The sequence below is a fragment of the Sphingopyxis sp. EG6 genome (assembly GCF_003609815.1).
In the GTDB taxonomy this organism is placed as follows: Bacteria; Pseudomonadota; Alphaproteobacteria; order Sphingomonadales; family Sphingomonadaceae; genus Sphingopyxis.
In genome coordinates, this window is sequence record NZ_AP017603.1 from 2,453,585 (window position 1) to 2,476,773 (window position 23,189).

At 62.9% G+C, this 23,189-nt stretch carries 28 protein-coding genes and 1 pseudogene; 7 read left to right on the forward strand and 22 right to left on the reverse strand.

Features of this window, described 5'->3' with window-relative positions:
* Window positions 1-52: 52 nt before the first annotated feature.
* On the reverse strand, window positions 53-238 hold the full coding sequence (locus tag SPYCW_RS11880) for a hypothetical protein (RefSeq protein ID WP_062900434.1): 186 nt from the start codon (window positions 236-238) through the stop codon (window positions 53-55).
* Between the two features lie 69 nt (window positions 239-307).
* Window positions 308-787 carry a DUF736 domain-containing protein gene (locus SPYCW_RS11885; RefSeq protein WP_062900435.1) on the reverse strand — a complete coding sequence of 160 codons (480 nt, stop codon included), beginning with the start codon at window positions 785-787 and terminating at the stop codon, window positions 308-310.
* Window positions 788-944: 157 nt separating this feature from the next.
* On the opposite strand from SPYCW_RS11885, the gene SPYCW_RS11890 reads away from it, so the two are divergent.
* Complete coding sequence (locus tag SPYCW_RS11890) at window positions 945-1,163, forward strand: hypothetical protein (RefSeq protein WP_232014688.1); 219 nt, start codon at window positions 945-947, stop codon at window positions 1,161-1,163.
* A gap of 506 nt (window positions 1,164-1,669) precedes the next feature.
* Here the strand turns inward: SPYCW_RS11890 and SPYCW_RS11895 are convergent.
* The 16 genes from SPYCW_RS11895 to SPYCW_RS11975 all read right to left on the reverse strand — a co-directional run bounded on the left by SPYCW_RS11895 (window position 1,670) and on the right by SPYCW_RS11975 (window position 13,505).
* The gene (locus tag SPYCW_RS11895; RefSeq protein WP_062900437.1) at window positions 1,670-2,104 is read right to left on the reverse strand and encodes a MucR family transcriptional regulator; all 435 of its coding nucleotides are present in this window, start codon (window positions 2,102-2,104) and stop codon (window positions 1,670-1,672) included.
* A gap of 121 nt (window positions 2,105-2,225) precedes the next feature.
* A complete protein-coding gene (locus SPYCW_RS11900) occupies window positions 2,226-2,513 on the reverse strand; it encodes a DUF5983 family protein (protein ID WP_062900438.1) in 288 nt (95 codons plus the stop codon).
* A gap of 95 nt (window positions 2,514-2,608) precedes the next feature.
* A complete protein-coding gene (locus SPYCW_RS11905) occupies window positions 2,609-3,484 on the reverse strand; it encodes a hypothetical protein (RefSeq protein ID WP_232014689.1) in 876 nt (291 codons plus the stop codon).
* Between the two features lie 480 nt (window positions 3,485-3,964).
* A complete protein-coding gene (locus tag SPYCW_RS11915; protein WP_062900439.1) occupies window positions 3,965-4,396 on the reverse strand; it encodes a hypothetical protein in 432 nt (143 codons plus the stop codon).
* A 73-nt stretch (window positions 4,397-4,469) separates the two neighbouring features.
* A complete protein-coding gene (locus SPYCW_RS11920) occupies window positions 4,470-6,155 on the reverse strand; it encodes an ATP-binding protein (RefSeq protein WP_062900440.1) in 1,686 nt (561 codons plus the stop codon).
* 110 nt (window positions 6,156-6,265) lie between these two features.
* On the reverse strand, window positions 6,266-6,748 hold the full coding sequence (locus tag SPYCW_RS11925) for a hypothetical protein (RefSeq protein ID WP_062902940.1): 483 nt from the start codon (window positions 6,746-6,748) through the stop codon (window positions 6,266-6,268).
* 68 nt (window positions 6,749-6,816) lie between these two features.
* Window positions 6,817-7,179, reverse strand: coding sequence for a hypothetical protein (locus tag SPYCW_RS11930; RefSeq protein WP_232014690.1), 363 nt, complete (start codon window positions 7,177-7,179; stop codon window positions 6,817-6,819).
* A gap of 110 nt (window positions 7,180-7,289) precedes the next feature.
* Complete coding sequence (locus SPYCW_RS11935) at window positions 7,290-7,934, reverse strand: hypothetical protein (RefSeq protein WP_062900442.1); 645 nt, start codon at window positions 7,932-7,934, stop codon at window positions 7,290-7,292.
* A 66-nt stretch (window positions 7,935-8,000) separates the two neighbouring features.
* Window positions 8,001-8,270 (reverse strand): hypothetical protein, encoded by a 270-nt coding sequence (locus SPYCW_RS11940; protein WP_062900443.1) that lies wholly within the window; start codon window positions 8,268-8,270, stop codon window positions 8,001-8,003.
* Window positions 8,267-8,899: a hypothetical protein gene (locus SPYCW_RS11945; RefSeq protein ID WP_137868952.1), complete on the reverse strand. Its 633-nt coding sequence runs from the start codon at window positions 8,897-8,899 to the stop codon at window positions 8,267-8,269. The genes SPYCW_RS11940 and SPYCW_RS11945 overlap by 4 nt, the downstream gene beginning before the upstream one ends.
* The gene (locus SPYCW_RS11950) at window positions 8,841-9,317 is read right to left on the reverse strand and encodes a hypothetical protein (protein WP_062900445.1); all 477 of its coding nucleotides are present in this window, start codon (window positions 9,315-9,317) and stop codon (window positions 8,841-8,843) included. Before SPYCW_RS11950 ends, SPYCW_RS11945 begins: the two co-directional genes overlap by 59 nt.
* A 139-nt stretch (window positions 9,318-9,456) precedes the next feature.
* Complete coding sequence (locus SPYCW_RS11955; protein ID WP_062900446.1) at window positions 9,457-9,693, reverse strand: hypothetical protein; 237 nt, start codon at window positions 9,691-9,693, stop codon at window positions 9,457-9,459.
* Window positions 9,694-9,755: 62 nt separating this feature from the next.
* Window positions 9,756-10,604 (reverse strand): Mom family adenine methylcarbamoylation protein, encoded by an 849-nt coding sequence (locus SPYCW_RS11960; protein WP_232014691.1) that lies wholly within the window; start codon window positions 10,602-10,604, stop codon window positions 9,756-9,758.
* Window positions 10,605-10,623: 19 nt separating this feature from the next.
* Window positions 10,624-11,013, reverse strand: a complete 390-nt coding sequence (locus tag SPYCW_RS19315; RefSeq protein ID WP_232014692.1) for a hypothetical protein — start codon at window positions 11,011-11,013, stop codon at window positions 10,624-10,626.
* 57 nt (window positions 11,014-11,070) lie between these two features.
* A complete protein-coding gene (locus SPYCW_RS11970) occupies window positions 11,071-12,264 on the reverse strand; it encodes a hypothetical protein (RefSeq protein ID WP_062900447.1) in 1,194 nt (397 codons plus the stop codon).
* Window positions 12,265-12,572: 308 nt separating this feature from the next.
* Window positions 12,573-13,505: a LysR family transcriptional regulator gene (locus SPYCW_RS11975; RefSeq protein ID WP_062900448.1), complete on the reverse strand. Its 933-nt coding sequence runs from the start codon at window positions 13,503-13,505 to the stop codon at window positions 12,573-12,575.
* A gap of 99 nt (window positions 13,506-13,604) precedes the next feature.
* On the opposite strand from SPYCW_RS11975, the gene SPYCW_RS11980 reads away from it, so the two are divergent.
* The 6 genes and pseudogenes from SPYCW_RS11980 to SPYCW_RS12005 form a co-directional block, all read left to right on the forward strand.
* On the forward strand, window positions 13,605-14,357 hold the full coding sequence (locus SPYCW_RS11980; RefSeq protein ID WP_062902942.1) for a 3-oxoacyl-ACP reductase family protein: 753 nt from the start codon (window positions 13,605-13,607) through the stop codon (window positions 14,355-14,357).
* Between the two features lie 23 nt (window positions 14,358-14,380).
* Window positions 14,381-14,983 (forward strand): NADPH-dependent F420 reductase, encoded by a 603-nt coding sequence (locus SPYCW_RS11985; protein WP_062900449.1) that lies wholly within the window; start codon window positions 14,381-14,383, stop codon window positions 14,981-14,983.
* 532 nt (window positions 14,984-15,515) lie between these two features.
* Window positions 15,516-15,695, forward strand: a complete 180-nt coding sequence (locus tag SPYCW_RS11990; protein ID WP_062900450.1) for a hypothetical protein — start codon at window positions 15,516-15,518, stop codon at window positions 15,693-15,695.
* 178 nt (window positions 15,696-15,873) lie between these two features.
* Window positions 15,874-18,603, forward strand: coding sequence for an HsdM family class I SAM-dependent methyltransferase (locus SPYCW_RS11995; protein ID WP_197715640.1), 2,730 nt, complete (start codon window positions 15,874-15,876; stop codon window positions 18,601-18,603).
* Between the two features lies 1 nt (window position 18,604).
* A complete protein-coding gene (locus SPYCW_RS12000; protein ID WP_062900452.1) occupies window positions 18,605-19,321 on the forward strand; it encodes a hypothetical protein in 717 nt (238 codons plus the stop codon).
* Window positions 19,322-19,452: 131 nt separating this feature from the next.
* Window positions 19,453-20,079: pseudogene (locus tag SPYCW_RS12005) on the forward strand (transposase); the annotation flags it as partial.
* Window positions 20,080-20,517: 438 nt separating this feature from the next.
* On the opposite strand, the gene SPYCW_RS12010 reads toward SPYCW_RS12005, so the two are convergent.
* From SPYCW_RS12010 to SPYCW_RS12025, 4 genes are all read right to left on the reverse strand, one after another.
* Window positions 20,518-21,105, reverse strand: a complete 588-nt coding sequence (locus SPYCW_RS12010; protein WP_062900453.1) for an RES family NAD+ phosphorylase — start codon at window positions 21,103-21,105, stop codon at window positions 20,518-20,520.
* Between the two features lie 2 nt (window positions 21,106-21,107).
* Window positions 21,108-21,671 carry a hypothetical protein gene (locus SPYCW_RS12015; RefSeq protein WP_232014693.1) on the reverse strand — a complete coding sequence of 188 codons (564 nt, stop codon included), beginning with the start codon at window positions 21,669-21,671 and terminating at the stop codon, window positions 21,108-21,110.
* 102 nt (window positions 21,672-21,773) lie between these two features.
* The gene (locus SPYCW_RS12020; protein ID WP_120216964.1) at window positions 21,774-22,772 is read right to left on the reverse strand and encodes a hypothetical protein; all 999 of its coding nucleotides are present in this window, start codon (window positions 22,770-22,772) and stop codon (window positions 21,774-21,776) included.
* Window positions 22,773-22,874: 102 nt separating this feature from the next.
* A complete protein-coding gene (locus SPYCW_RS12025) occupies window positions 22,875-23,189 on the reverse strand; it encodes a hypothetical protein (RefSeq protein WP_062902943.1) in 315 nt (104 codons plus the stop codon).

Below are 23,189 nucleotides of genomic sequence, written 5' to 3' on the forward strand. Positions count from 1 at the left end.
CAGCAAAAATGAAAATCGGCCGGAGCGGCTGCGCCGCCCGGCCGCACGAGGATCAGTGGAGCGTTGCGCCCGCAGGCTTCCGCGGCGCCGGGCTGGCAGCGATGCCGTCCAGCGGGCGCAGCCCGTTGACGACCTCCCATGCGAGGACGGGCGCGAGCGGTTCGAGCGCGGTTCCGGCGACGATGTCGAAGACAGCGGCGATGACGGCGCCGCATTCGATGAGACGAATCTGGGCCATGACGGCCTCCCAAGCTGGATGAGAAAAATGGGCCGGGAACCGAAGCCCCCGGCCCGTCAAGCCTGACCGTCAGAACGGGACCTCATCATCGACGTCGGCGCCGGCGCCCGCGCCATTATCCATCAGCGCGCCGTCGGTGCCTGCGGTGCTCTCGCCGAACCCGCCGCCCTGCTCACCGTCGCCATAGTCGCGGCGCGACGAGCGGATCGCGGGACCGAAGTCGTCGCGGCGCTGCGGGCGCCGCCACGCGACGCGGTAGCCATCCTGCTCGGACCCGAAGAGCGCGATCGGGAGCGGTTCCGGGAGGCTCGGGTCGTCGATCGAGCCCTGAAGGAAGACTTCGCCGGTGGTATTTTTGGCGACGGCTTCCCAGAGAGCGCCGAGTTGGACCCAGCGATTGCCGACGTTGAGCGCGACGATCTCATAGGCCGGGGCCCGCTCGTGATCGCTCTCGACCGGACGAAGGCCGAGACGCGGCAGATCGATGGTGCGGGTCGCGATCGACCCCATCAGACGGCCGTTCCGATTGCTGAATTCACCAATATTCATGGGACTTTCCTTTGACGTTCATCGCTCCGGCCAATCCCGAAGCGACACCCGCCAAGGTCCCCCTCTCTTCTCTGTCCCGCCGCCGCCGTCCGGCGCCGCGGCCTGCGGTCGCACCCGCCCTCGCGCCCTCACGCACCCGCTCGCTTCAGGCGCGCGGATGCGCTATGCAGGTCGCATGGATGCCGAGACGATGAGGACGGTTGCGCGGCTCGCGCGGTCGCGCGCGGATCGCGGCAGTTCCGCGGCGCATGGTGACGGGCTCCAGCGGCTCGGGGCCGCGCGGGCGCTGCGCCAGCTCGCGATCGATCTCGAAGTCTCGGCCGATGCGTGCGAGGTCAGTCCCCCGCCATCCCGTCGGCGCGGCCGACCGGCCTAGCTCCACCCGGCCCCCGCGCATTTCCCTTTCGGCAGCCAATCGTTACCCTTCAGGGCCGAGATCCGGCGCAGCCGGAGCTCGGTCGGAGCGGCGCGCAGCGCCGCGGAGATAGAGCGGCGGTGCCCGCGGCAGCGGACAGCCGCCCCGCAGCGACATCCAACCATCTGCGGATCAAGCACAACAGTCCGGTGCCAGGCTATTCCAGGGGACAGAGTCTCGAACGCGCCGCAGGCGCGCTGCCAATGCGGCGCGCCTGCGATCGGTCGGACGGCAGTCTCAAGATAAGAGAGGCGGCGGCCGCTAACGCCGCCGGTAGTGTCATTCCGCGATGCGAGGGGTCAGAGCGAGCGGTAGCTCGCGGTCCGGTGACGGCGCGGTCGCGGTGTTGCGCGTGAAGGTCGCCGGACCGCCCACAGAGCGGCGGCCAACGTCAAGACCAATTTCATTGAGGCGTGCCCAAAGCGCGGACGATCTAAGGGCGGGACCTTCCGGAGGATAAGACCGGGCTATTTTGCCTTGGCGCGGCCACGCGGGGCCTTGCCGCCGCCGCCCCGACCCTTGGTTCCGAGGCCAATGGCCTTGGCGAGAGTGCGGCGGGTCTCGGCATAATTGGGCGCGACCATCGGATAGTCCTTGGGAAGGTCCCACTTCGCGCGATACTCGTCGGGGGTCATGTTATAGGCCGTCATCAGGTGGCGGCGGAGCATCTTGAGCTTCTTGCCGTCTTCAAGGCACACGATGTAATCGGGCTTCACGGAGGCGCGGATCGAGACGGCGGGCTCCTGTTTGACTTCGGGGGGCTCGGTCACGCCAAGACCGGCGAGGGCTTCATGGACGGACCGAATGACGAGGGGAATGTCGGATATCGCGACGCTGTTGTTGCTGACATGAGCAGCCACGATATCGGCGGTCAGCGTTACGAGCGTTTCGGAATCGTCCATGCGTTCACCCTTCGAATGCCAAGCTATCTAACTTTACCAATAGCAGGCATTCCACCGGGAACAAAGGGCAAGTAATCGGCAGTCCGACACCGAACTATCTCATCCAGACACTTACAGGGACCTACCAAGGGAACGTCGGTAGCAAGTCCTCGGTCGGTCCGTCGCTGTCGAGCAGCACATAATCACAGCCGTTGTCGCGGCCGAGCGCCAGGATCGCGGGCAGTTCCTTGGGGAGACAGCGCTGCGCTTCGGGCGGTAGCGTCATCGTATGGAGGAACCAGCCATATTGCGTTGGCGCGACGCACAGCGGCCGCCTGTGCGGCGGATAGTCTGCCCAAGCGGTGAGCAGCTGCCCGGTCGCGCAGCGAATATGGGCGGTGCTGAGCACAAGATATTGTCCGGTTTCCATGGCGTATTCCTTGAAGGGAGGCTCTGGTCGAGGGCAATTCAACGAACCGATTCCTGCTGTTCGATCCGCGAATTCGGATCCGCGGTGCTCGATGGTCACGCCGCGAGCCGCGTGACACCGGCGTTGAACCGGTCGATCCATTCGCGGAGCGGCGGTCGCTCTTCGATCGGGATCTGCGCCGCGACTGCCTGGAATTCGACGAGGGCGACGGGTGCGCCGTTCACGATCGCGGCAATCTCGCGGGGCGGCAACAGGCCGCGGTCCCGGATGAACTCGGTCATCGTACCGGGCCGCGCACGGGTGGACCGCCGCCACAGGCCTTCGACATTGATCAGGCGGGGGGCCGCGCGCGCTTCCATCAGGACGATCAGGCGCAGACACCAAGCGGGCAAGGTCTGAACCTCGTGCGGCTTCATCGCGGCGCAGAAGAAGCAGCTCGACTTGACGGGAACGGGAAGGCCTTCGGCCTTGATGCGAGCCGCGCATCGATGCCGGTCCCAACCCCAGTCGCGTAAGGGGTAACAATAGTCATAGCGCGGGTCGACATGCCCCTCGCGGTGCGCATACCGGCGGCTGTCCGCCGGCGATGCATCGTAGCCAATGAGCTTGATCACCTTGCCGCCGCGTGCCCACGCCTGCTTCGCGGGATCCCAGCTCTCGACCCATTTATCCTGTGGCTGGATCTTCCATTTCTGACTGCAACTGTGACGCCCGAAGCTGATCGAGGGCAGGGTCGCGTTGGTGAGGCAGTTTTCGAGCAGGGAGAAATAGGGCGGCCAATGCTTGAAGCGCTTCGGGGCATAGCGGACGATCTCGTGCGCTATGCCGCGGGCATCCATCCAGCGCTGAAATATCGGGAGATAGTCATAGGTTTCCGGACGCTCGCTGCCGGTGTCGGCCGTCAGCACGAGGTCCAGGGGTCGGCCGCGCGCGATCCATTCGATGATCATCGCCGTGCTATCGAGTCCCATGCCCCATGCGGCGATGACCGGCGGACGTGGCAGCGCAGGATCGTCCGGAAGACCCGGGTGTGGCCGGACATCAGACGAGAGGCGGGCGAGCGCGGTAGCCATATCAACGGCACCGGCAGCCGAGCGATCGCCGAAAGAAGCGGTGCGAATGTTGCGGGCGTGAAGATGTCATCGGCGAATACCTTCCAACGATCCTCGCCGATGCTTCTCCCTTCCCTCCTCCGTATTGGCCGGTCAGGCGACGAGGGTCGTCAACCTTTCGCCATTGCCGGGCGGTCGCGATGAGACCCTGAAAGGCCGCAGCGTCTCTCCAGTGTTCACGATGAACTGGGCGCGACCGCTGGCGGCGCACCGCCTGACGGCAACGGCATAGCAACGCTCGAAGGAGGCGAGTTCCGCGCGCCGCGGCGACAATCGGATCGATGGTTCAGCGTTCGCCATGACAAAGTCCAGTCGAAGTGGATGAGGAGAGGCCCGCCTTCAGGTGCCGACGCGTTTGATCGTGAGCCGGAAGGCATCACCGTCTTCGAACACGACATGAATATGCGCGGCATCGATCCTGGAGCTGGTCGCGATGCTTGCGATATAAGCCTGCGTGCCAAATGCCTCGGAGACGATGTGCGGCGGGCGCTCGTCCGGACCGCCCCCGGCGTTCTCGCATTTGTCGATATGCGTCTCGATCAGTTCGGAAAGGAACGCGGCCATCGTCGAAAGGCGCGTCCTCGCGGAGCCCGCGTCGCCACTCTCGGGAGGGCCGAGGTCGCGCAAGATGGGCGCAAGAGCATCGTTGATCAGGTTCAGGAGATGCGATCTCCCCTCGGCATCCATTCCGGCGAGTAGCGAGGATGGGATCAAATTGTTGACCGCATGGGTCGCGTTGTCGACGAGATCGTCGAATTCGTCTTCCGCCATGGGAGTGACTCCTCGGGAATTGGGCCGGTCAGGTGACCACGGATCGCCCGCTCGGTTCAAGATTCCGGCATCGTCATGCCACAGTGGTTTCAGGGTCGGCGTCATTGGCCGCCAACGCGACCCGCACATTGCCGTGATAGGCCTCGAGCGTGAGCCGCCGCCCGATCGGGATCATCCATTGAACTTCTTCGGCGAAAACGGCGCGGATGTTCTCGGCGAGCGCTTCATCGGCTCCAAGAAGCAGTTCATTTGCAAATTTGCGGGCATCGCGTTCAAAATCGCGGTGCTGGGTGTGCCAACTATCGCTGCTACAATCCTCGTCGTAGGCAAAGCAGCAATCCTCGATCATCTGCGCAAGCGCCGCCGGCGCGATAGTGGCTCCTTCGCGAACGAAGACATGGGTTTCATCAAGACCGCTTCCGCCATTCGCACAGACCAGCATGTCGACGGGAAAGTTCAACGTCGCGATCGGCTCGTCGGACGCGGCGCAGCGGACGACTGGAACTTCGAGCGTGATCATAGGAACGCGGCCAGACAATGTGTCCGAGCAAATCACATCGCCGTCGGCGTAGTGAATCTGACGCCCGTCAATCTCGGTCGCAAAGGACAGGCCCGTGACGCGGGGAAGGTCATCATACCATTTGTAGCCCGCGAACGCGTCCTCGGCGCGGACGGCACGAAAGCCGAGCCTCTCTTCGGTCAGCAGCGATGCCGCGCATTGCTCGATATCGGCGTCATGATCGGGAATCAGGATCATCGGGACGGCCTCGATGCGGGCGCCCTCGGCGCCGCCACGATCGTCCGCCGTGCGTGGGCACCATTCGGAGAGCCAGGCACTGGCTTCGGGAAGTTCGATGCCGAGATCGGCTGCGCGCTGCCAGTTCTGGAATGAAAGTCGGTGGCTGCTCTCGGTTGCAATGGTTCGATAAATGGTGGCCTGAACGGCTACCCGCAGCGAAGCGAGCGCGGCATTATCGACCATTTCCTTGCGCGCAGGGAGCACGAGCTGCAACGATGGCGCGTCGACGATGTCGATCCGGGCCGTCCAGGGATACGAACCATCGACCTCTTTGACCGACGGCAAGCGGCAGGCGACCTTGACCCCGTGAAAGTTGATCCGCGGTTCAGTCGCGAGATCATAATTCGCGCGGAAGATGCCGATCCGGCAACCGTTCCATTCCTCGACCCGATGGGCCCCTTCGAGGAAATCCTCACGCGGCAGCAGTGCGCCGTGGAAGTGGACAGGCAGGGGGAAATGCTTGGCAGCGGCCTCGATCTGGCCCCGAAGATTGCAGAGCCATTCCTTGGGCATGGCGATGATGATCTCTGTGCCCGCCCGGATGCGACAGTTTTCGACAGCCAGGGGCTGCGCTCCTTCCCAGCCGTCCGCGGGGATGGTCATTGTCCAGCCCTCGTCTGCGACCCGCGAGAAGGACCGCACGGTCACGGTCCTGCCGGCCAGGCTGAACACACCCATGCCGGCCGGGTCCTCGCGCTGCGCGATCTCGTCGCTCCAGCCAGAGCGCCCAAGCGTGACGAAGGAAGCAGGGTCGTCGATACCGCGGCCATCGTCGGCGATGTGAAGGCTCGAGCTGCCCTCGTGGTCGCCCAGATGAACGTCGATCCGTCCGGCGCCCGCGCGGCGGGCATTCTGGAACAGCTCGTTGAGAACGTCGGTGATCGTCCCATTGAACAGGCGCGATACCTTCGTGATGAGTTCATCGCCGACCGATGGCCGAATCTCGCGGGGAAGCGTCATGACAGGATCTCCGGTTGCCGGGCAACATCATTGCTGCCGCACCGCCCCGCTCCCCCTTTCCTCCTAGCCCAGGGGAAGCGGGCGCATGGGCCCGTCATCAGGGGCCCCGCTTATCGGCTTCGGCGAATGGCTCGCTCAGCCTCGGTTTCGACATAGACCTGTTGTGAGCGACCGCGGCGGCGCTTGCGGATGCGGCCATCGACATGGGCCTCGGCCCAGCGCCGCGCCTCGGCGGCGCGCATGCCCATCGCGCATTCGTCGGCTTGCTCGAAGATCGTGTAGGCAAGCGCATATTGCTCGCGCTCGGGAAGAGCGAGCAGGGCCGAAGCGACCGGCAGAAGCCCCTCGTAGAATTCGAGAACATGGCGGCCGCCGCCATGGTGCATCAATATGGCGAGGCGGCCCTTCTTGCCGATGCCGGTCGGCCTTGCGATCATCACATTGTGCGAGGCATAGGTGACGCCGGCGCTGCAGCCGTCGGGTTCCGTCGGATAGTAGACGCGATCATCGCGCGCCGGCAGTGGGTGGGCGATGATATCGTAGCCGTCGAACGTTTCGACCTTTCGTATGTGATTATGTCCGATAACGCTCATTTCAGACCCTTTCTTTTTGGGTGGCTTCAGGACGAGGTTGCAGGTTTCGTGGACTCGGCCGACCGACATCAGGCGGCGCGTAAATTGTCGCCCTGACGCAGACCGAGGTCGAAGGCCGTGAGAATGTCGAGGTTGGCCTCAAGGCGATCGAACGCGGCCGTGAGGTCCGCGATTTGGATCCAGACGCACGCATCGCCTGGGTCATGGTCGAGCTCGAATACGATCGGCACCGAGTCCGCTGTCATCTCGGGGAAGATCGAGCGGATGATCAGCAATTCGATCCTGCGGCTGAGCGCCCCGATGCGCGGCGCGAGGGCCGCACGTTCGACGGGGCTCATCATCAAATAGCGCTCGGGCGCTACGATGGGCGCCATGCGAACACATGCGATCCGCCCCGCAATCTTGGGCGCAGCGGACGCACCGCCGATCATGCGTCGTTCTGCCGCGACGCCGTCGGCGGGGACCAGGACGCGGTAGATATAATGGGGCGGCGTCCCCGCGAGGCGGGAACGGGAGACAATGATTTCCATCGATTTGCTCCTCAGGCAACGAGCCGCAGGGGCGGCGATCCGGGGTTGGGGAGATGGAGGTCGCGGCGGATGCGCGCCGCCAGGCGATCGGGCTCGAGCAGTTCGCCAATGGCGGCCCAATGATTGCGGTCGCCGCAATAGTCTCGTCGACCTGCGACACGGCGAAACATCACCTCGCGGCCGGACCCGATGCCGAGGCCGAGCTGGACATAGATGCCTTCGCCATGAAGGACGATCTCGCCGCTGACCGCGATGCCGCCCTTGTTCGAGCGCAGGTCGTAGCTTCCGTCGGCGAGGCAAAGCGCGTCGGCGAGGCGCTTCAGCGCCTTCCGGCCATCGCTATGGAAGAGCTTCTTGGCCTGCTCGTCATAGCTGACGCCCTTTTGCGCGAGCACCGCGAGGGCGGATTTGCCTCGCATGTCGGCAATCCGGTCCATGCAGGCGCGGCGAAGCAGACTGTCACCCTCGCCCAAGTCTCTCGCGATGGCGCCGAGATGGCGTGCCAGCAAAATCACGGCGGGATCGAGATCGTCGGACTTGCCCGCGTTCCGGCAATCCGTGATCGCGGCGGTCAGCGCGTGGAGACAGGCGGGAAGCGTCGACAGCCCCGAGGGATCGAGCGCTTGCTGAAATCGGAACGCGATATCGTAAGCCATGGGATAGGCTCCTGCCTTCGGGCGCCCCATCGCGCCCGCCCCTGCCCATCCCCCTCTCCTCCGGCTTCAGTCGGCCAGTTGCGGTTCGCAATTATCGATTAGCTCGGCACAGCAATCCTCGATCTGGACGCCCAGCGGGCTCGGGCCGGGATCGAAGATCATCTTGAGGCATGCGCAGATATCGGGCTGGCCCTGTGTCCCGCACATCAGTTCAAAATCGGACTGATCGGCGGTTCCGCTCGTCTGCGCATAGGCGGCAAAGGCCGATTGCCGCATGATTTGCTCGTCCCACACATCGACATAGAGCGTCACGCTCGCGCTGGTGATGCCGGTCACGTCCTCAATCCCGGGCGGACCGATCGCAGCGTTTCGTCCATCATCTCGCGGGTCGAGGTGCCGAGAATCTCCGTGCCGGTGATGACGAAATATCCGCCGCCATGCTGGCCCGGCCTGAACTTGTCGCAGGTAGACGCCCACTCGAAACCGAAGGGAAGCGCGCTTTTGCAGACCTTTTGGATCAGCGATGCGAGCGCCTCAACATCGGCTTCATGTCCGCGAATGAACGCGACGCGGCCCGTATCGTCGCGATTGTCGTCGATCGTGATGTCCGCATCGAATGAGGGAATATCAGGATAGGGCCAGAGTTCGAGGAAGGATGCGAACGGATCTTCTTCGTGATCTTGCTTGGGGAAGAATTTGCTGAAGGCATCGCTGCAGGCGGCGTAGAGCGACGCGAGCGCCGCCATCTCCCCGCTCGGTGTTCCCTCGAAATCGCCGGACAGTTTCTCGGCGACAAGAAAGCATTCCTCGAGCAGCGATGCTTCTTCGGGCGTGACGGGCACATTGAAGGCCGTCTCGACATAGTTGTTGGCCATGTTCGGATTCCTTGGCGTTCGTGCTGGTCGCTCATTTCTGCGATAGGTGGATGTCCAGGGCCTGGCGGAGCAGGTCGTCGCGCGCGCCATTGACGATGATCGCATCGGGATTGGTCGCCAGGACCGCACTGATGATCGTGTCGGCCGGGCGCTTACGCAGCGGGTACTGGAAGATCTGACCACGCTCGATCGTAACGACAAAGGTGCGCATCAGCCGCTTCAATCGGCGGCGTTCGAGTTCGCGGGCAAGGAGATCGCCGACTTCGACCTCGAGGTCATGATCGTAGGTGAACTTGCCGAAGGACTGCTGCGGCCGGTTCGCGACCAGCCATTGGTTGACTTCCATCTCGGTCCAGCGGCCGACCTTATGGAAGAAGTCAGCGCCGCCCGTCCCTTGGTTGCGGGCATGGAAGGCCAGTTCGCCATCGATATAGACGTCGGCCGTGTAGGCGCTGGTTTCCTGCGACAGCGCAGCATTATAGGTGATGCGGCGAAGTTCGATTTTCATGGGTAGTATACCTCCTGAGTTGGACGATCACCCGAGCCCCTCTCCCTCTTCTCCATGCAGCGACCACGATGGCTGCGCTGTCGGTCGCTGTTTGTCGGGAATTTCAGGCCGTGCTGGAGTATCGAGCCTGGGCTCAATTCTATGTGCGGAGAGTCGCTGTTCGATCGTACAGGTCGAGGAGAATTCCCAACCCCGCGGCTTCCGTATAGGTGAGATCGCGATGGCCATCCGCATCGAGGCCGCTTGCCAGCTCGATGACAGGGTGAACCGAGATAATTTGCCCTGAGGGAAGCCGAAACTGGTTCTCGATGCCGGGTGAGGGAGTGGTGCCGTCAGGCACGTCCATCCGACCTTGAATCTGGAAAATGATGTGCATGAGCTTTCTCCGTGAACGAGTAGATTTGGGCAGTCGTCGCCGCCGATCACTGAAAGGACCGCCTAGGCAGCGAGGTCGAGGAGCGGGAGCGCTGTGACGTCGCCTCCGGTCGCCGCCCGGTCTAGGATGGGATAAGGCAGGCTCGGCACCTTGCGCGCGGCGATCCGGACCGCCCTCGTCAAGGGAAAGAGATAGGCGTGGCAGCCAGGATGGCGGCGCCGTGTCAAAAAGCCGGTGTGTTCTAGGCTGGCGAGCCATTCGCCACGGTCCTCACCGAGGCGCGGCGCGCGGGCACCGGCTCGGATCAAATCCTCCATCGCATATCTCTGACCGCATTCGGCATTGCGGATCTTGGATATTGCCCGCGACGATATGGGGCGCCCATCGGGAAGGATGAGGTCAACGCGCGGGCTTGATCGGCCGGTGTAGCGACTTCCCATCACCGCGTAGAGGCCGCCGACATGGCCAGGAAGGAACACGTGTCCGTCTGCATCGACGCGCCTGACCGGGTCGGCATAGGATATGACCGACAGAATCTCGGGTTTCTGGCGGCGGAGCAGCCGGAACGCCCGTGCCGCCAGGAACGATTCCGAATTGGCGCCCTGACTGTCGAGTATGACGAGACGTCCAAGGTCGCACGCCGCGCGCGGATCGCCGAGGCCCGCCGTTTTCGGAGCGCTTGCATTATTGACCGGGTGCGAGAAGACGCAAACGCCCACGAGTTCCGATCGTCCGCCGCGGCCATTGGCGAAGAGGCCGACCGAGAGCCGTGCGACCGGCATCGCCCCCGCATAATGATGTTCCCTGACGAACGGCGCGGCCTCACGCCGGGTATCGATTATATCGACGGACAGGGTTCCGGGGTCGATCTCCCAGTGCCCGGCACCCAGCGGCACCGGCGCTCGCGCCACCGCTGGGTCCGGTCGGTGATCATTCGGGATCGCCCGCGCCGTCGTCGGTGGATTTGACTGCGGCCGTCCGAGAAAGGTCGGGAATGCGCGGGTCGTTGTAGATGCTGTCGAGCGACAGCGAGAGCGCGCGGTGCTGGGCGCCTTCGGGCGTCGAAGCGTCGATCGTGAAGACCTCGGTCGCGAAGCGGTCATCGCCGCTATAGAAATCGACGTCGACGACATAGGTGACGATATCTGCCGGAGCGGTCGGCGACAGTGACTTGTCGAGCAGGTCGATGACGGTGGATCGCAGACCGTCGATATCAGGATCGAAATCTTCCCACGTCACATGGTCGGGGCATTCATCGACGAGATAGTTGGACATGAGATCCTGCATCGTCTCAAGCAGCGTGTGGCGTGCGTCGGCCATGGTTTTCCTCCTTCGGAAAATTGGCCGCCGGACGATCGCGTCCGGCGGCGCAGAATGTCAGTGGACGGCTTCGAGGAGCTTGCGGGCCTTGCTCTCGATATCGAGCCTGCTGTCCTGGTGGGTCTTGGTACGGGCGAAGGCGGTGATGCCCTGCACGAAGTCGTAGATGCTCTCGGGCGGGCGGCCTTCCTCGCCCAGCACCGTCGCGACAATCTTGGCGGACTCGGCCTTCGAGAAGCCCCGCTTGCGCAGAAAGTCCTCGCGATCTTCGTCCTTCCGGGCGACGATGCGTTCACGCGCGGTTTTGACGCCACTGACGAAGCGCATCGGCGAGGAGTCCGCGAAACGCTCGAGCGCCGGCGCGGCTTCGTGCGCGAAGCGGTTGGCAGCGAATTTCGAGTGCCGGATCTTGACCTCCTCGAAATTCTCCACGCCCCAGAGGTTCCGGTTCATGCAGACGGCGCGGAGATAGAAGGTCGCCATGCCGAGCGTCTTCGCGCCGACCTCAGAGTTCCAGGTGTAGAAGCCGCGGAAGTAGAGATCGGGCTCGCCGTTCGGAAGCTTGCCCGCCTCGATCGGGTGCGTGTCATCGACCAGAAAAAGAAAGACATCGCGGTCCGAGGCATAAAGCGTGGTCGTGTCGCGGCTGACATCGACATAGGGATTATAGTACATGTTCGACCAGTCGAGCACGCCCGGAACCTTCCACCGCGTCTGCCCGACGCCGTCGCCGGCGATCTTCATCACCGCGGCGACGAGTTCGTGATCGAATATCCGGCCATAGTCAGGACCGGTGGCAGCGCGTAATTCGTTCCGACCATCGTGGGTCTGGTAGAGTTTGACCTGCTCGGCCCGGTGCGCGACGAGCCCGTGCTGGAGGTTGATCCCCGCGAGCGCCGCAGGCAGTTCGCGCAGATAGGATGCGGGCGCACTGACAAGGCTGCAAAGCTGTCCGAACGACCAGTTGGTCGGGGCAACGGGCCGTTCTTCACCGGGAACGATGAGCGAGAGGCGTTCGGGGCTGTCGCTGCGCGCCTCGACGCGAATCTCCTTGCTATCCACGACGCGCGCCGTGGAGCGGTCGGCGCGGGTACGAACGGCCGCGTAAAGCTCGGTCAGCGAAAGATAGCGCTCATCGTCGGGCCGCGAGAACCATTCAGAAGATACGCGCCCGATATTTCGGCCGCGGGAAATATCGACACGATAGGCGCCGGAAACGGGATGATCGGTCGTGGGTGCAAGCGTGGCCATGGTGGCTCTCCTTGATTGGCTGGGTTACGCAGAAGGCCGATCAGCCTTCGGACGCACTCCGCCCTCACCCCCTTTCCACCTCTGAAGCAGGGAAGCCGACGATCAGTCCAGACGGTCGAGATCGATCCGAATTCAGGATAGAGCGTCATTCGATGCCGGGGCGGTAAAGTGGCCGTTCCCGCTGCCACCGCCAAACGGTCAAGCTGGTCAATCGCTCACGGGGCTGCTTTTGAAGCAATTCTGACCGGTTGCGGTCGTGCAGCTTTTATCTAGCCAGCATCGAGAAGCAGACTTTCCGGGACTGAGCGTTAACTACCCAAGCTACCCGCAAACCGTTCGGCCAGCCGCTCGCGTTTGAAAACATCGGCGACCCAATCGACGAACGCGCGCGTCTTGCCGGGAAGCAGCGTGCGCGACGCATAATAGACCGAGATCGCACCCGCGTCGGCGTACCAGCGTGGGACCAGCCGCACCAGCTTACCACTCTCGAGTTCCGGCAGCACATCGGGCATCGCGAGAAGCGCGACACCGAGCCCGAGCCGCGCGACTTCGCGCATCGCGGCGGGATCGTTGACGACGATATCCTCACGCAATGTCGCCGCGCTCTCGTTCCCGACCGCATCGCGCATCATCCAGTGGCGGATGCGCCCCGACTGGAGCGAGCGCATGACGATGCCTTCAAACTCGACCAGTCCGGCAGGATCGCCCGGCGCGACGCGGCCCGCCATATAGGCGGGCGATGCGACCGCGACGATATGCGCGGGCGCCAGGGCCCGCGCCACGACTCCCGGCGACAGGTCGAAGCCGCCCCCGATCGCCGCATCATAACCCTCGGCAACAATGTCGACCGGCCGATTCTCGAAATGCCATTCGGGCCGGATGCGGGGATAACGCGCGAGGAAGGCGGGCAGCATCGGCAGCAGGTGCATAACGCCAAAGGTCGGCGCCATACTGACCTTCAGCACCCCCGCCGGTTCCCCGCTGTCCGAAGCAATCCCCGCGATCGCCGCCTGGATGTCGTCGAGGCTTCCCGCAATCGCGAGGCGAAAGGCTTCCCCCGCCTCGGTCAGCGTCAACCTGCGCGTCGACCGGTGGAAGAGCCGCACCCCCAGATTGCGTTCGAGCATCGTGACGTTGCGGCTCACCGCCGCCGGGGTCAGCGCCAGCCGGCGCGCCGCTTCGGAAAAGCTGCCCAGCTCGGCGCTGCGCACAAAGGATATAAGATTGGCGAGCGTTTCCATTTTCAATCAATGATTGAATATATAGCAAATCATTACCGACTAATCGAGCCATAAACATTGCGCCATCTTGGTCTCACCCCACAACAAGGAGTGCAGACCATGACCAAAGCTAGCCAGAACCTCACGGGCAAAACCGCCCTTGTCACCGGCGGCTCGCGCTCGATCGGCGCCGCCATCGCGCGCCGCCTCGCCGCCGACGGCGCGGCGGTCGCCATCACCTACAGCGCGTCGCCCGACAGCGCGGCGAGCGTTGTCGCCGAGATCGAAGCCGCGGGCGGGAAGGCCATCGCCATTGCCGCCGATGCGGGCGACCCCGACGCCGTTCGCGCCGCGGTCATCCAGACCGTCGAAGCCTTCGGCGGCATCGATATCCTCGTCAACAATGCCGGCGTCGCGGTCAACGCGCCGATCGAAGAGTTCCGGTTCGAGGATTATGAGCGCATGCTCGCGGTCAACGTCACCGGCGTCTTCGTCGCGACACAGGAAGCCGCGCGGCGCATGAAAGTGGGCGGCCGCATCATCCACATCGGTTCGTCGATGACGCGCTACGCCGCCTTTCCAACCGCGTCGGTCTATACGCTGACCAAGGGCGCGATCACCGGCTTCAACCGCAGCCTCGCGCGCGATCTCGGGCCCAAGGGGATCACGGTCAACACCGTCCACCCCGGCCCGACCGACACCGACATGAACCCCGCCGACGGCCCCGTCGCCGCGATCGTCGGTCCCGGCATGGCAATCGGCCGCTATGGCCAGCCGGCTGAAATCGCCAGCATCGTCGCCTTCCTGGCCAGCGACGAAGCCGCCTTCGTCACCGGCGCCGACATCGTCGCCGACGGCGGCTTGACCGCCTGACCCGACCAGAAAGGACTATCGTCATGCCCAGCATCGGCATCATCGGCGCCGGCAACATCGGCCGCGCCATCGCCACCGCGCTCGCGAACAAGGATATCCCGGCGACGCTCGCCAACCGCCGTGGCCCCGAGAGCCTCGCCGAGGTCGTCGCGGCCATCGGTCCGGCGATCACCGCCGGAACGCGCGAGGAAGCCGCCGCGAAGGATATCGTCTTCGTCGCGGTGAACTGGTCGAAGCTTCCGGCCGCGCTCGCCGACCTGCCCGACTTTGGCGGCCGCATCGTCGTCGACACCAACAACCCGATCGAAGCGCCGCTATTCAAGCCTTTCGACCTTGGAGGGCGTGCGTCATCAGAAGTGTTCGCCGACATGGTGCCGGGCGCCCGGGTGGTGAAGGCATTCAACCACCTTCAGCCGCATCTCGTCTCGCGCGATCCGGCCAGTGAAGGTGGCCATCGCGTGCTCTTCTACTCAGGCGACGATGCCCCGGCCAAGGCCAAGGTCGGCGCGCTGATCGACCGGCTCGGCTTTGCCGGGATCGATCTCGGCTCGCTCGCGACCGGCGGACGCCTCGTCCAGTTCCCGGGCGGACCGCTCCCTGCTCTGAATTTGGTCAAATTCGACTGATCAAACCGATCGGCGGCGGATTGAAGTGCAATCCGCCGCCACTGGCCGGTGCACCGAAGACTTTCTGACGCCTGGCGGCGTCCGAAACTCTCAACGTTTGCGGTCAGGCCGCTTTCGGTCACGAATCTTTGAAAGCGGACGCGGAGAAATGCTGAGCGCAGTGCGGCCACCCCAATGCACCTTACTTGCAGCCGTTTGGCGCGCGCGACCCGAGGTAGGCCCCGATGCAGGCGCATTCGCCTCCCCGCCATTCCGCACAGCCGGTGAAAGGAAGAAAACCCAACGCATCCTTAGTCACAATTTGCACCCACGCGGATTGCTTGGTGCATTTGTTCCTTATTTGTTCTATTGCGACATTTGAATCGGAGACCGAATTCGAGGACGACGCGTGCTCACCATTCCCAGGTTCCTGATTTCTGGATATCCAGATTTCTTGCAATCCACATTTGTGGATTGCAAGAAAGGCCGATTTCTGTATTTCTCCACCAGATGCGCACGGCCCACGGCGGTCCGCAGTGGGGAGGTTCGCCTGATGGTCGACAAGCAGATCGTAGACGATGGTGCCACGGATGGCGAAAACAAATCGCTCAATTTCAAGGTGAGCGCCGACTTCAAGAAGGACTTCAAAGGGTTCGCTGTCGCGCAAGGCATGACGATGACAGACCTTCTCAAGGAAGGCTTCGCGCTAACGAAGAAAAAGCGGCAGAAGTGATGCTGACGGCGCCGTCGCGGCTGACCGGACTCCGGCGATGACAGTGCACGCGCCCGATGCGGCGTTCGCTGGCGCCGAATGGCTGTTTTCGATCGGCCGCGGGGACGTCCCGGCCGTCGAAGGATTGGTTCCGGTTGCCTCGTTCGATCGCGAAGGGCAGAATCCGGATGTCGTAGCCATGATCGAGCGTGCGGCCAGTTATGGGGCACGCGCGGTCTTCTTCGAGGCGCAGCGACAAGGACGGACCCCGGTCGCGCAGGCGTTCGTCTTCGACACCAAGGATCATCCCGACGACACAAGATTTGCCGAACTCCACAAGCGACTATGGAGCTGGGGCGGCGTGCCGCTGGTCTATCGCGCAGGACCGGGCGTCATCCAGTTGTTTCGCTGCGCACACCAGCCGGATTTCGTCGGTACGGACGATCGTCCGATATGCAATCCGATCCGCACGCTGGAATTGGGCGCGGCGATCGCGGAGCAAGATGTCTGGTGGGACGCGCAGCGAATCCGCAATGGCGCGATCTGGGATGACCCCGACGCATGCCTGCTCATGCTGTCCGCGACCAAGTCGGCTCACCGCAAACTGGTCGCCGGGGTCCGCGCGCTCGCCATACAGCTTTCGGACAGCGAATTGCTTGACCCGGCGCTGCGCCGCCGGCTGCTCATCCTGTCACTGCTGATCGCATATCTCGAAGAGCGACTGGTCTTGCTCCCCCATGATTTCGCGAGCGCCCTGCCCGGTGCCTCTCGCTTCTTCGAGGTCCTTGCCGACGGTCCGGCGCTGATCAGGCTGCTCGAAGCGCTTGAGGCAAGATTCAACGGCCATGTCTTCCGACTTCGCGACAGCGAACGCGCCGCCTTGGCCAAAACTTCCGATCTCGCCCGCTATGCGCGATTGGTGCAGGGCTATGAAGATGAAACCGGCCAGCTCAGCTTCTGGCGCCTTTATTCGTTCCGAGACCTGCCGGTCGAGCTGATCAGCAACATCTACCAGCTCTTCGTGAAAGACGAGGCCAGCTCCATCTACACGCCGCCGGCGCTTGTTCGACTGATGCTCGAGGAGGTTCTCGATTGGGATCGGATCGACGCGCTGATGGAAAGCGACGGAGTCATCCTCGATCCGGCATGCGGTTCGGGCGTTTTCCTCGTCGAGGCGTACAAGCGGCTCGTGCTCCATTGGCGTTCGCGCAACGGATGGGTGCATCCCGGCGTGGAAACTCTTCGCGGGCTGCTCCAGCGCATTCATGGCGTCGATCTCGAGGAAGGTGCGGTCGAGCTCGCAGCATTCAGCCTCTGCCTCAGCCTATGCGACGCCTTGAAGCCCGAGGATATTCGCGCCAGCGTGAAGCTCTTCCCACGCCTTGCCGGCGAGACGCTCCATTGGAGCTGCTTTTTCGACGCAAAGAAAAATGGCCTTATCGCGCAGAAGGTCGCGATCATTGTCGGCAACCCGCCCTTCGCCTCGTCGCTGACGACCAAGGGTGCTCGCGATTGCGCCGCGTCGTATACGAAGGAGTACGGCCCCCTCGCCGACAAGCAGCTCGCCTACCTGTTCCTCCACGAAGCCATGGCGATGGCGACTAAAGGCGGCATTCTCGCAATGATCGAGCCGTCGGGGTTCCTGTACAACCAGAATGCCCATTCGGTCCGCCAAGCGTTCTTCAAAACCTGGCGTGTCCGCGAGCTATTGGACTTTGTATCCGTCCGGGGACTGTTCAAAAAGGGAAACGCCGATCCGAAGATTGTCGTCGTAATCGCAGAGGCGGAAGATCCCGAAGTCGACGGCCGCCTCCTGCACGCAGCTTTCCGGCGCAACGGCCGGGCGACCGCAGAGCAGGGATTCGACATTGATTATTACGATCTTCACTGGATCAGCAACATCGATGCTCAACAGTCGCGGGACATCTGGCGGGCCAATCTGCTGGGGGGCAGCCGGGCGCACGATCTGATCAAGCGGCTGCGCACCTATCCTACGCTGCGACAATTCGCCGAACAGCGGCAATGGGATTTCGGCGAAGGCTATATTGCGGGACAGAAGGGTATCTCGCGCCCCGCCAACCATCTCATCGGCAAACCGCTCCTTCCCACCAGCGCGCTATCCAGCGCCGGTCTCGACACGAGCAATCTTGCCGTCGTGCCCAAGCAACCAATCAAGGATACGAAGACGGAGCGCCGATTTACGCCGCCGCTCCTGCTCATCAAAGAGCATGAAGATCTGCACCACGGGATGTGGACGGGTCACTATCTAACCTATAAACACGAGATCGTCGGCCTTGCGGCACCACGCGGTCAGCTCCCTCAACTCGCGGCGATTGGCGAATGGCTTGAACGGGAGTCGGTAGCCCTGCGAGCCTATATCGCGGGCATCAGCCCCCGCCTGTTTACGCAGCGTGCGACGGCGATCCTAAACGCAGACGTGCTTGCCCTACCCTATCCCGAAAGCGGGAATCTGGATCTCAGCGATAACGAAAGGATCATTGCTGAAGACATCGTCGAGCATCAGCGCGATTTCATTCGGCTTGGTACGGGTTCCGCCGTCATGCAGGCAGCCCCGCCAGCGGCCCTTGAAGCCTTCGACAAGGTGTTCACGCGGCAGTTGAATGCGATCTATTCGCGCACGCCGCTGCGCCCGCTTCCCGCACAAAAATGGTCCGGCGCTATTTGCCGGGCCTTTGCCTTCGGTGATGGCCAAGTCGATTGGACGGGTGCCGATGAACTACGCATCAAACTCGACAGCTTGTTGCGCGAGCGGCGGGGCTCGAGCCTGACGATCACGCGGATTACGCGACTGTACGACAAGGAATTCGTTTTTCTGCTCAAACCCGACCGGCACCGTTTCTGGACCCGATCGGTCGCGCTCCGCGATGCCGACGATGTTCTCGCCGATCTGCGAGGCCAGGGTTTCTGATATGCTGGCCGACGACGGTGAAAGCGTTGGTCATGCGGGTTCGCTTGACGCCGGCGTGCATCTTCCCGGCGAATGGTTCTCATCCCTGATCCGCTTCCTACGCGATGCCCTTCCGGGATGGCGCGACGATCCTGCGCGCGAAACGGCGACAGGGGAGACGAAGTTGACCGCGCAACTCTGCGCGCGCCTCGCCAGCCTGACACGGCACGCTCCGGGATGGGATTTTCTTCAGTTCCGGCGCGAGGAGCCCGACGAAACCAACGGCAATCGCGCAATCGATCTCGCCGTCGCGCCCTGCGGCGATGTCATATGGATCGAAGGGCGGGCGTACACCGAGTATCAGACCCTACTGCCCGTGGAATGCAAGCGCCTCCCCACGCCTCCTGGCTCTGACCGCGACGAGCGCGAATATCTGATCAGCCGTTTCAGCAGCGCGGGCGGAATCCAGCGTTTCAAGGCGGGCCACCATGGGGCTGCACACAATCGCGCGGCGATGATCGGGTACTTGCAGGCCGAAGATTGTGTCTTCTGGCGAACGCAGCTCGACAGTTGGATCGACGGCATTGTGGCGGAGCCGGTGGAAGGATGGTCCGAAAGCGACAAGATCACATTGCACGACCATGACGCCGGAGCGCGTCTTGCCGCTCTGCAGTCCAACCATGTCCGGAAGCCTGGCCTAGCGCCAATCCTCATCGATCACCTTTGGATCGAAATGTAGGTCACGCGTACCTGCCTGACCAATGCGCCGAAGGGAGGGAGCGAGGCCGATGCAGCGGACCGTGGAGATAGCCGATTTCGAGCTACCGCGCGGCGGCATTGCTATTTCCCAGCTGATGACGATGGACCGGGCGAAGAATGATCGACCGGACGCAGGAGCGCTTCGGCATCTGGCCGCATCGGCTTGTAGCGGACGCAGCCTATGGTTCCGCCGCGAACCTGGCGTGGCTGGTGGAAGAGAAAGGCATCGAGCCGCATATCCCCGTGTTCGAAAAATCCGGTCGCAATGACAGCAGCTTCGAGCGCGTCGACTTCATCTATGATTATGACGACGACAGCTATATCTGCCCGGGTGGCAACCACTTGCGGCGGTCTAATCGCAACTTCAGTACACCGCGCACCGGGATCGATAAGGACGGCTCCATCCGCTACCGCGCGCGTCAGCACGACTGCGAAGGCTGTGCTCTGAAGCCGCAATGCACGCCCAATGCGCCAGCCCGCAAGATCACGCGTTCAATCCACGAAGGCGCGCGCGACATGGCCCGCGATATCGCGACAACCGACGCCTATCTTGTGTCGAGCAGAGAGCGGAAGAAGGTCGAAATGCTGTTCGCCCACCTCAAGCGCATCCTGAAACTGGACCGCTTGCGTCTGCGCGGCCCCAATGGTGCCCGTGACGAGTTCCACCTCGCCGCCGCGGCCCAAAACCTCCGGAAAATGGCAAAGATCTTCCCGATCCAGCACCTCGCCACCGCCTGATCAAGGTGGGGAGGCCGTTCGCCTCCCGTCCGCTTCCACCCTCCGCAGTCCGCCGGGCGACTTCTTCAACAGAATAGGGCGCTAAGCCGACAATCATTCGTCGCCTCTGAGGTCGATTCGGACGGGCGGATCGACATCTTCTCCTCGGCCAGGATAGTCGTCGAAGACCGTGACACTGTTGTCGGAACAATTATCGCGCTGGGCGGTCAGCTTCGATGGTCGCCGCATTTTTTTGCGCTGTCTGGATCGAAGTCGATTGCCCGGCGAGCGCGATACGCCGGCGTGGTGAGGTTCCGGGAACAGGAATGAATTTGAAATGCTGGGTATCCGCCTCGAACGTCCGCGCTCGGCGGTTCATTTCCTGCGCGGTTTCTCGCAAAAGTGAAAAATCCACTGCAAAATATGTAGCTCAACGCGCAACCGGGATCGACGGTGGATCTAGAATTCTATGAGTTCGAATCCACGCGGTTTGAGGATCTTGCGGACCCAGCCCTTGTCGATCTGCAGATTCTCACCGGTCAGGTCGATTGCGGGATCCGCTCGCTCGAACAATGCGATGCAAAGTTCGTCCGTGTCGAAGCGCGACCTATACTGGATGCCATCGAACGCCGTCTCGGTATAAACGATCGCGGAAATCCGTTGCGTAATGTCGTAACCACCAGGATTGGTGACCGGATCGAAATCGGCCGCTACGCCGGCAGCGGTGGTCTGAAACCAGGCGAGACCGGGGCCATGCAGCTTGGCAAGGCGTAGTGTTCGTCTGGTCTTGAACGTAGCCGCGCGCTTCTGCTCGACACGGTCCCATAACAGGTCCCGGTCAGCGGGCTTCCGCAGCAGGCTTTCCGCGAACGGGCCAACCAGTGTTTTCCCAAGATAAAGAACGCCGAATTGTCCGTCGGGATCGTCCCAGCGCCAGGACGCGTCCTTGCGGCCATACCAGCGCGCGTCGACGGATTTGCCATGAACACGGTGCAGCGTCCGTCCGGCAGCGATCGTCGCCACCGGCATCATCGATTTTGCCGCCATTGTCAGTCGTCGAGTGTTTGGGCGACACGCACGACACGATCGACATCGTCTTGATTGCCCCTTAGGAGGTCGATCGGCCGCGCGTCGCCCAGACCGTCGTCGCCGCTCACCAGATACTGGAGGACCGCCCAGCCGCTCGCCCCGGGTGCAGCACCGAGAACGCGGGGAATCGCCGGGAGGATGGCATTGCCATCGAACTGGAATGCCGGAAACAGCTTGGCACCATTGTCATCGATCATGAGGAGGCGACGGTCCCGGGCGGCCTTGTAGACGGCCTGCACTGTCTTGTGTCCGAGCAGATTGCGAACTGCTTCGGCATCGAAAGCTCCACCTGCGGCTTCGATCAGTCGCCGTTTGAAGGCGATGGCCCGGGTAATCTCTTCCGCCTGTTCCGGATCGCCGGCTTCGACCGACGGAATGCCGCGCGCGATATTCAGGACAAGCGCGGGGACGTCGATGCTGCCAATCGCCGCCGTCTTGGCGGCAGCTGGCATCATCTTGATGATCCGGTCGGCGCTTGCCAGGATGCGGTCACGCAGGATGCGATCTACATCGATAGCGGCCATACTGGCTGTGCGAGACATGTCGGCGCTCCTAGTTTAGTGAGTTTCATATAGGGCATATTGGGAACGCTTTCAACCATCCACAGACGCCGAAACGATGAACCTTCAAACATGGACGTCGACGGACGTCGTGCCATCACGCTGGCTCCGTGGCCTTGGCGGCTGCCGCTTCAACTCGCTGGGAGTAGCAGTAAACACCGTCCAGTCGCCGTAGTAGACCCCGTCATGCTCGACATAATCGTTGAAGATGGTGAGGCGCCAATCGCACAGCGGGCCGACGACGTTCGACAATCCTCGCGCCCGCCAATCGGACATCACCGCCGGGAAGTAGCGGTCCATCACTTCAGGTGTGGCAGCAAATTTGACGTCACACATATAGGTGGTGTGGACATAAGCGAGCGGCCCGATGACGGGTCCATCACTGCCCCAGTCTTCGAGGTTCTCATCGGGATCTTTGCGACCATGATAGAGGTGGAGATAGAGTTGCGGAACATCCGGGGCGACGGCTTCGGCTCTTGGCATCGTATCACCGGTCTCATTCGCTTCGCGGGCGGCAATCCAGTCCAGATAGCCGAGACGCGTGTCATCGTTTGAGATCTCGTATTTCCAGTCGGCTAACGGATGACCGGCGCGGCGGCTCCACGGTCCCTGCTCTTCCGGCGCGGAAGCGATCGAAATCGGAGGCGGAACGAATGCGGCAATTTCGAACCAGGCGTCGGCCGCGGCTATGGATCCGAGCCCATTCAACTCGGTCCGGCTCATGAGAACATGGTCCGACCCGTTGGTGTCGAAATATAGCGGATCGCCCTCGCCGGTATAGACGGCACGCTGAGCGCTGAACGCGCCGACACACGGATCCGAATTGCGAACAAAAGGAATGCCGTGGTGGGTGCAGAAATCCTCGACCTGATCGAATTGCCCGCCAACCAGGCCATGGGCGCAGATTTCGAGGGCTTGGCCATCGACAATGTGGGACGCATCGACGGTCGCTCCAACCCAGTCGAGCATTCCATGGTCGCACGCTATGGCGTCGATCAGCGGCTCGATCAGATCGCTCCTGATCGCCCCGCCGATCCGAATGATCGCGGATGCACGGTCTGTCATGGGAACCTCCATCGTCTCGATGGCCCTGCGGACAATTCCGCCGCCACACCGAGCCCCCCCCCACTCCCCCCTTTTCGCCTGTAAATTGGCCCAGCACGCAAACTATGGCGGTGACTGGGGGCCGCATTCGGCAGCGCCGATGAGGCTGCGAAGCTTCGACCATGCGAGTGCTTCGCCGGCGCACCGCCCTTGCCGGACGCCTATTTCGTACAGGCGATAGGTCAGGCTGACGATTTCAGGTGTGGCGTTCGAGGGGACGAGGATCAGGAAATCGCTTTCGTCGTCCAGGAGCTCGAAGACCGTGCCGTCGGTCGGCAAGGTCGTGACTGCAATGCTGGCCGAGCTCCCGAGCGCGGTGAGAGCCGTGTTGAAGCGGTCGACAAAGTCCTGATCGACCAGTGGATAGAAGTCGGACAT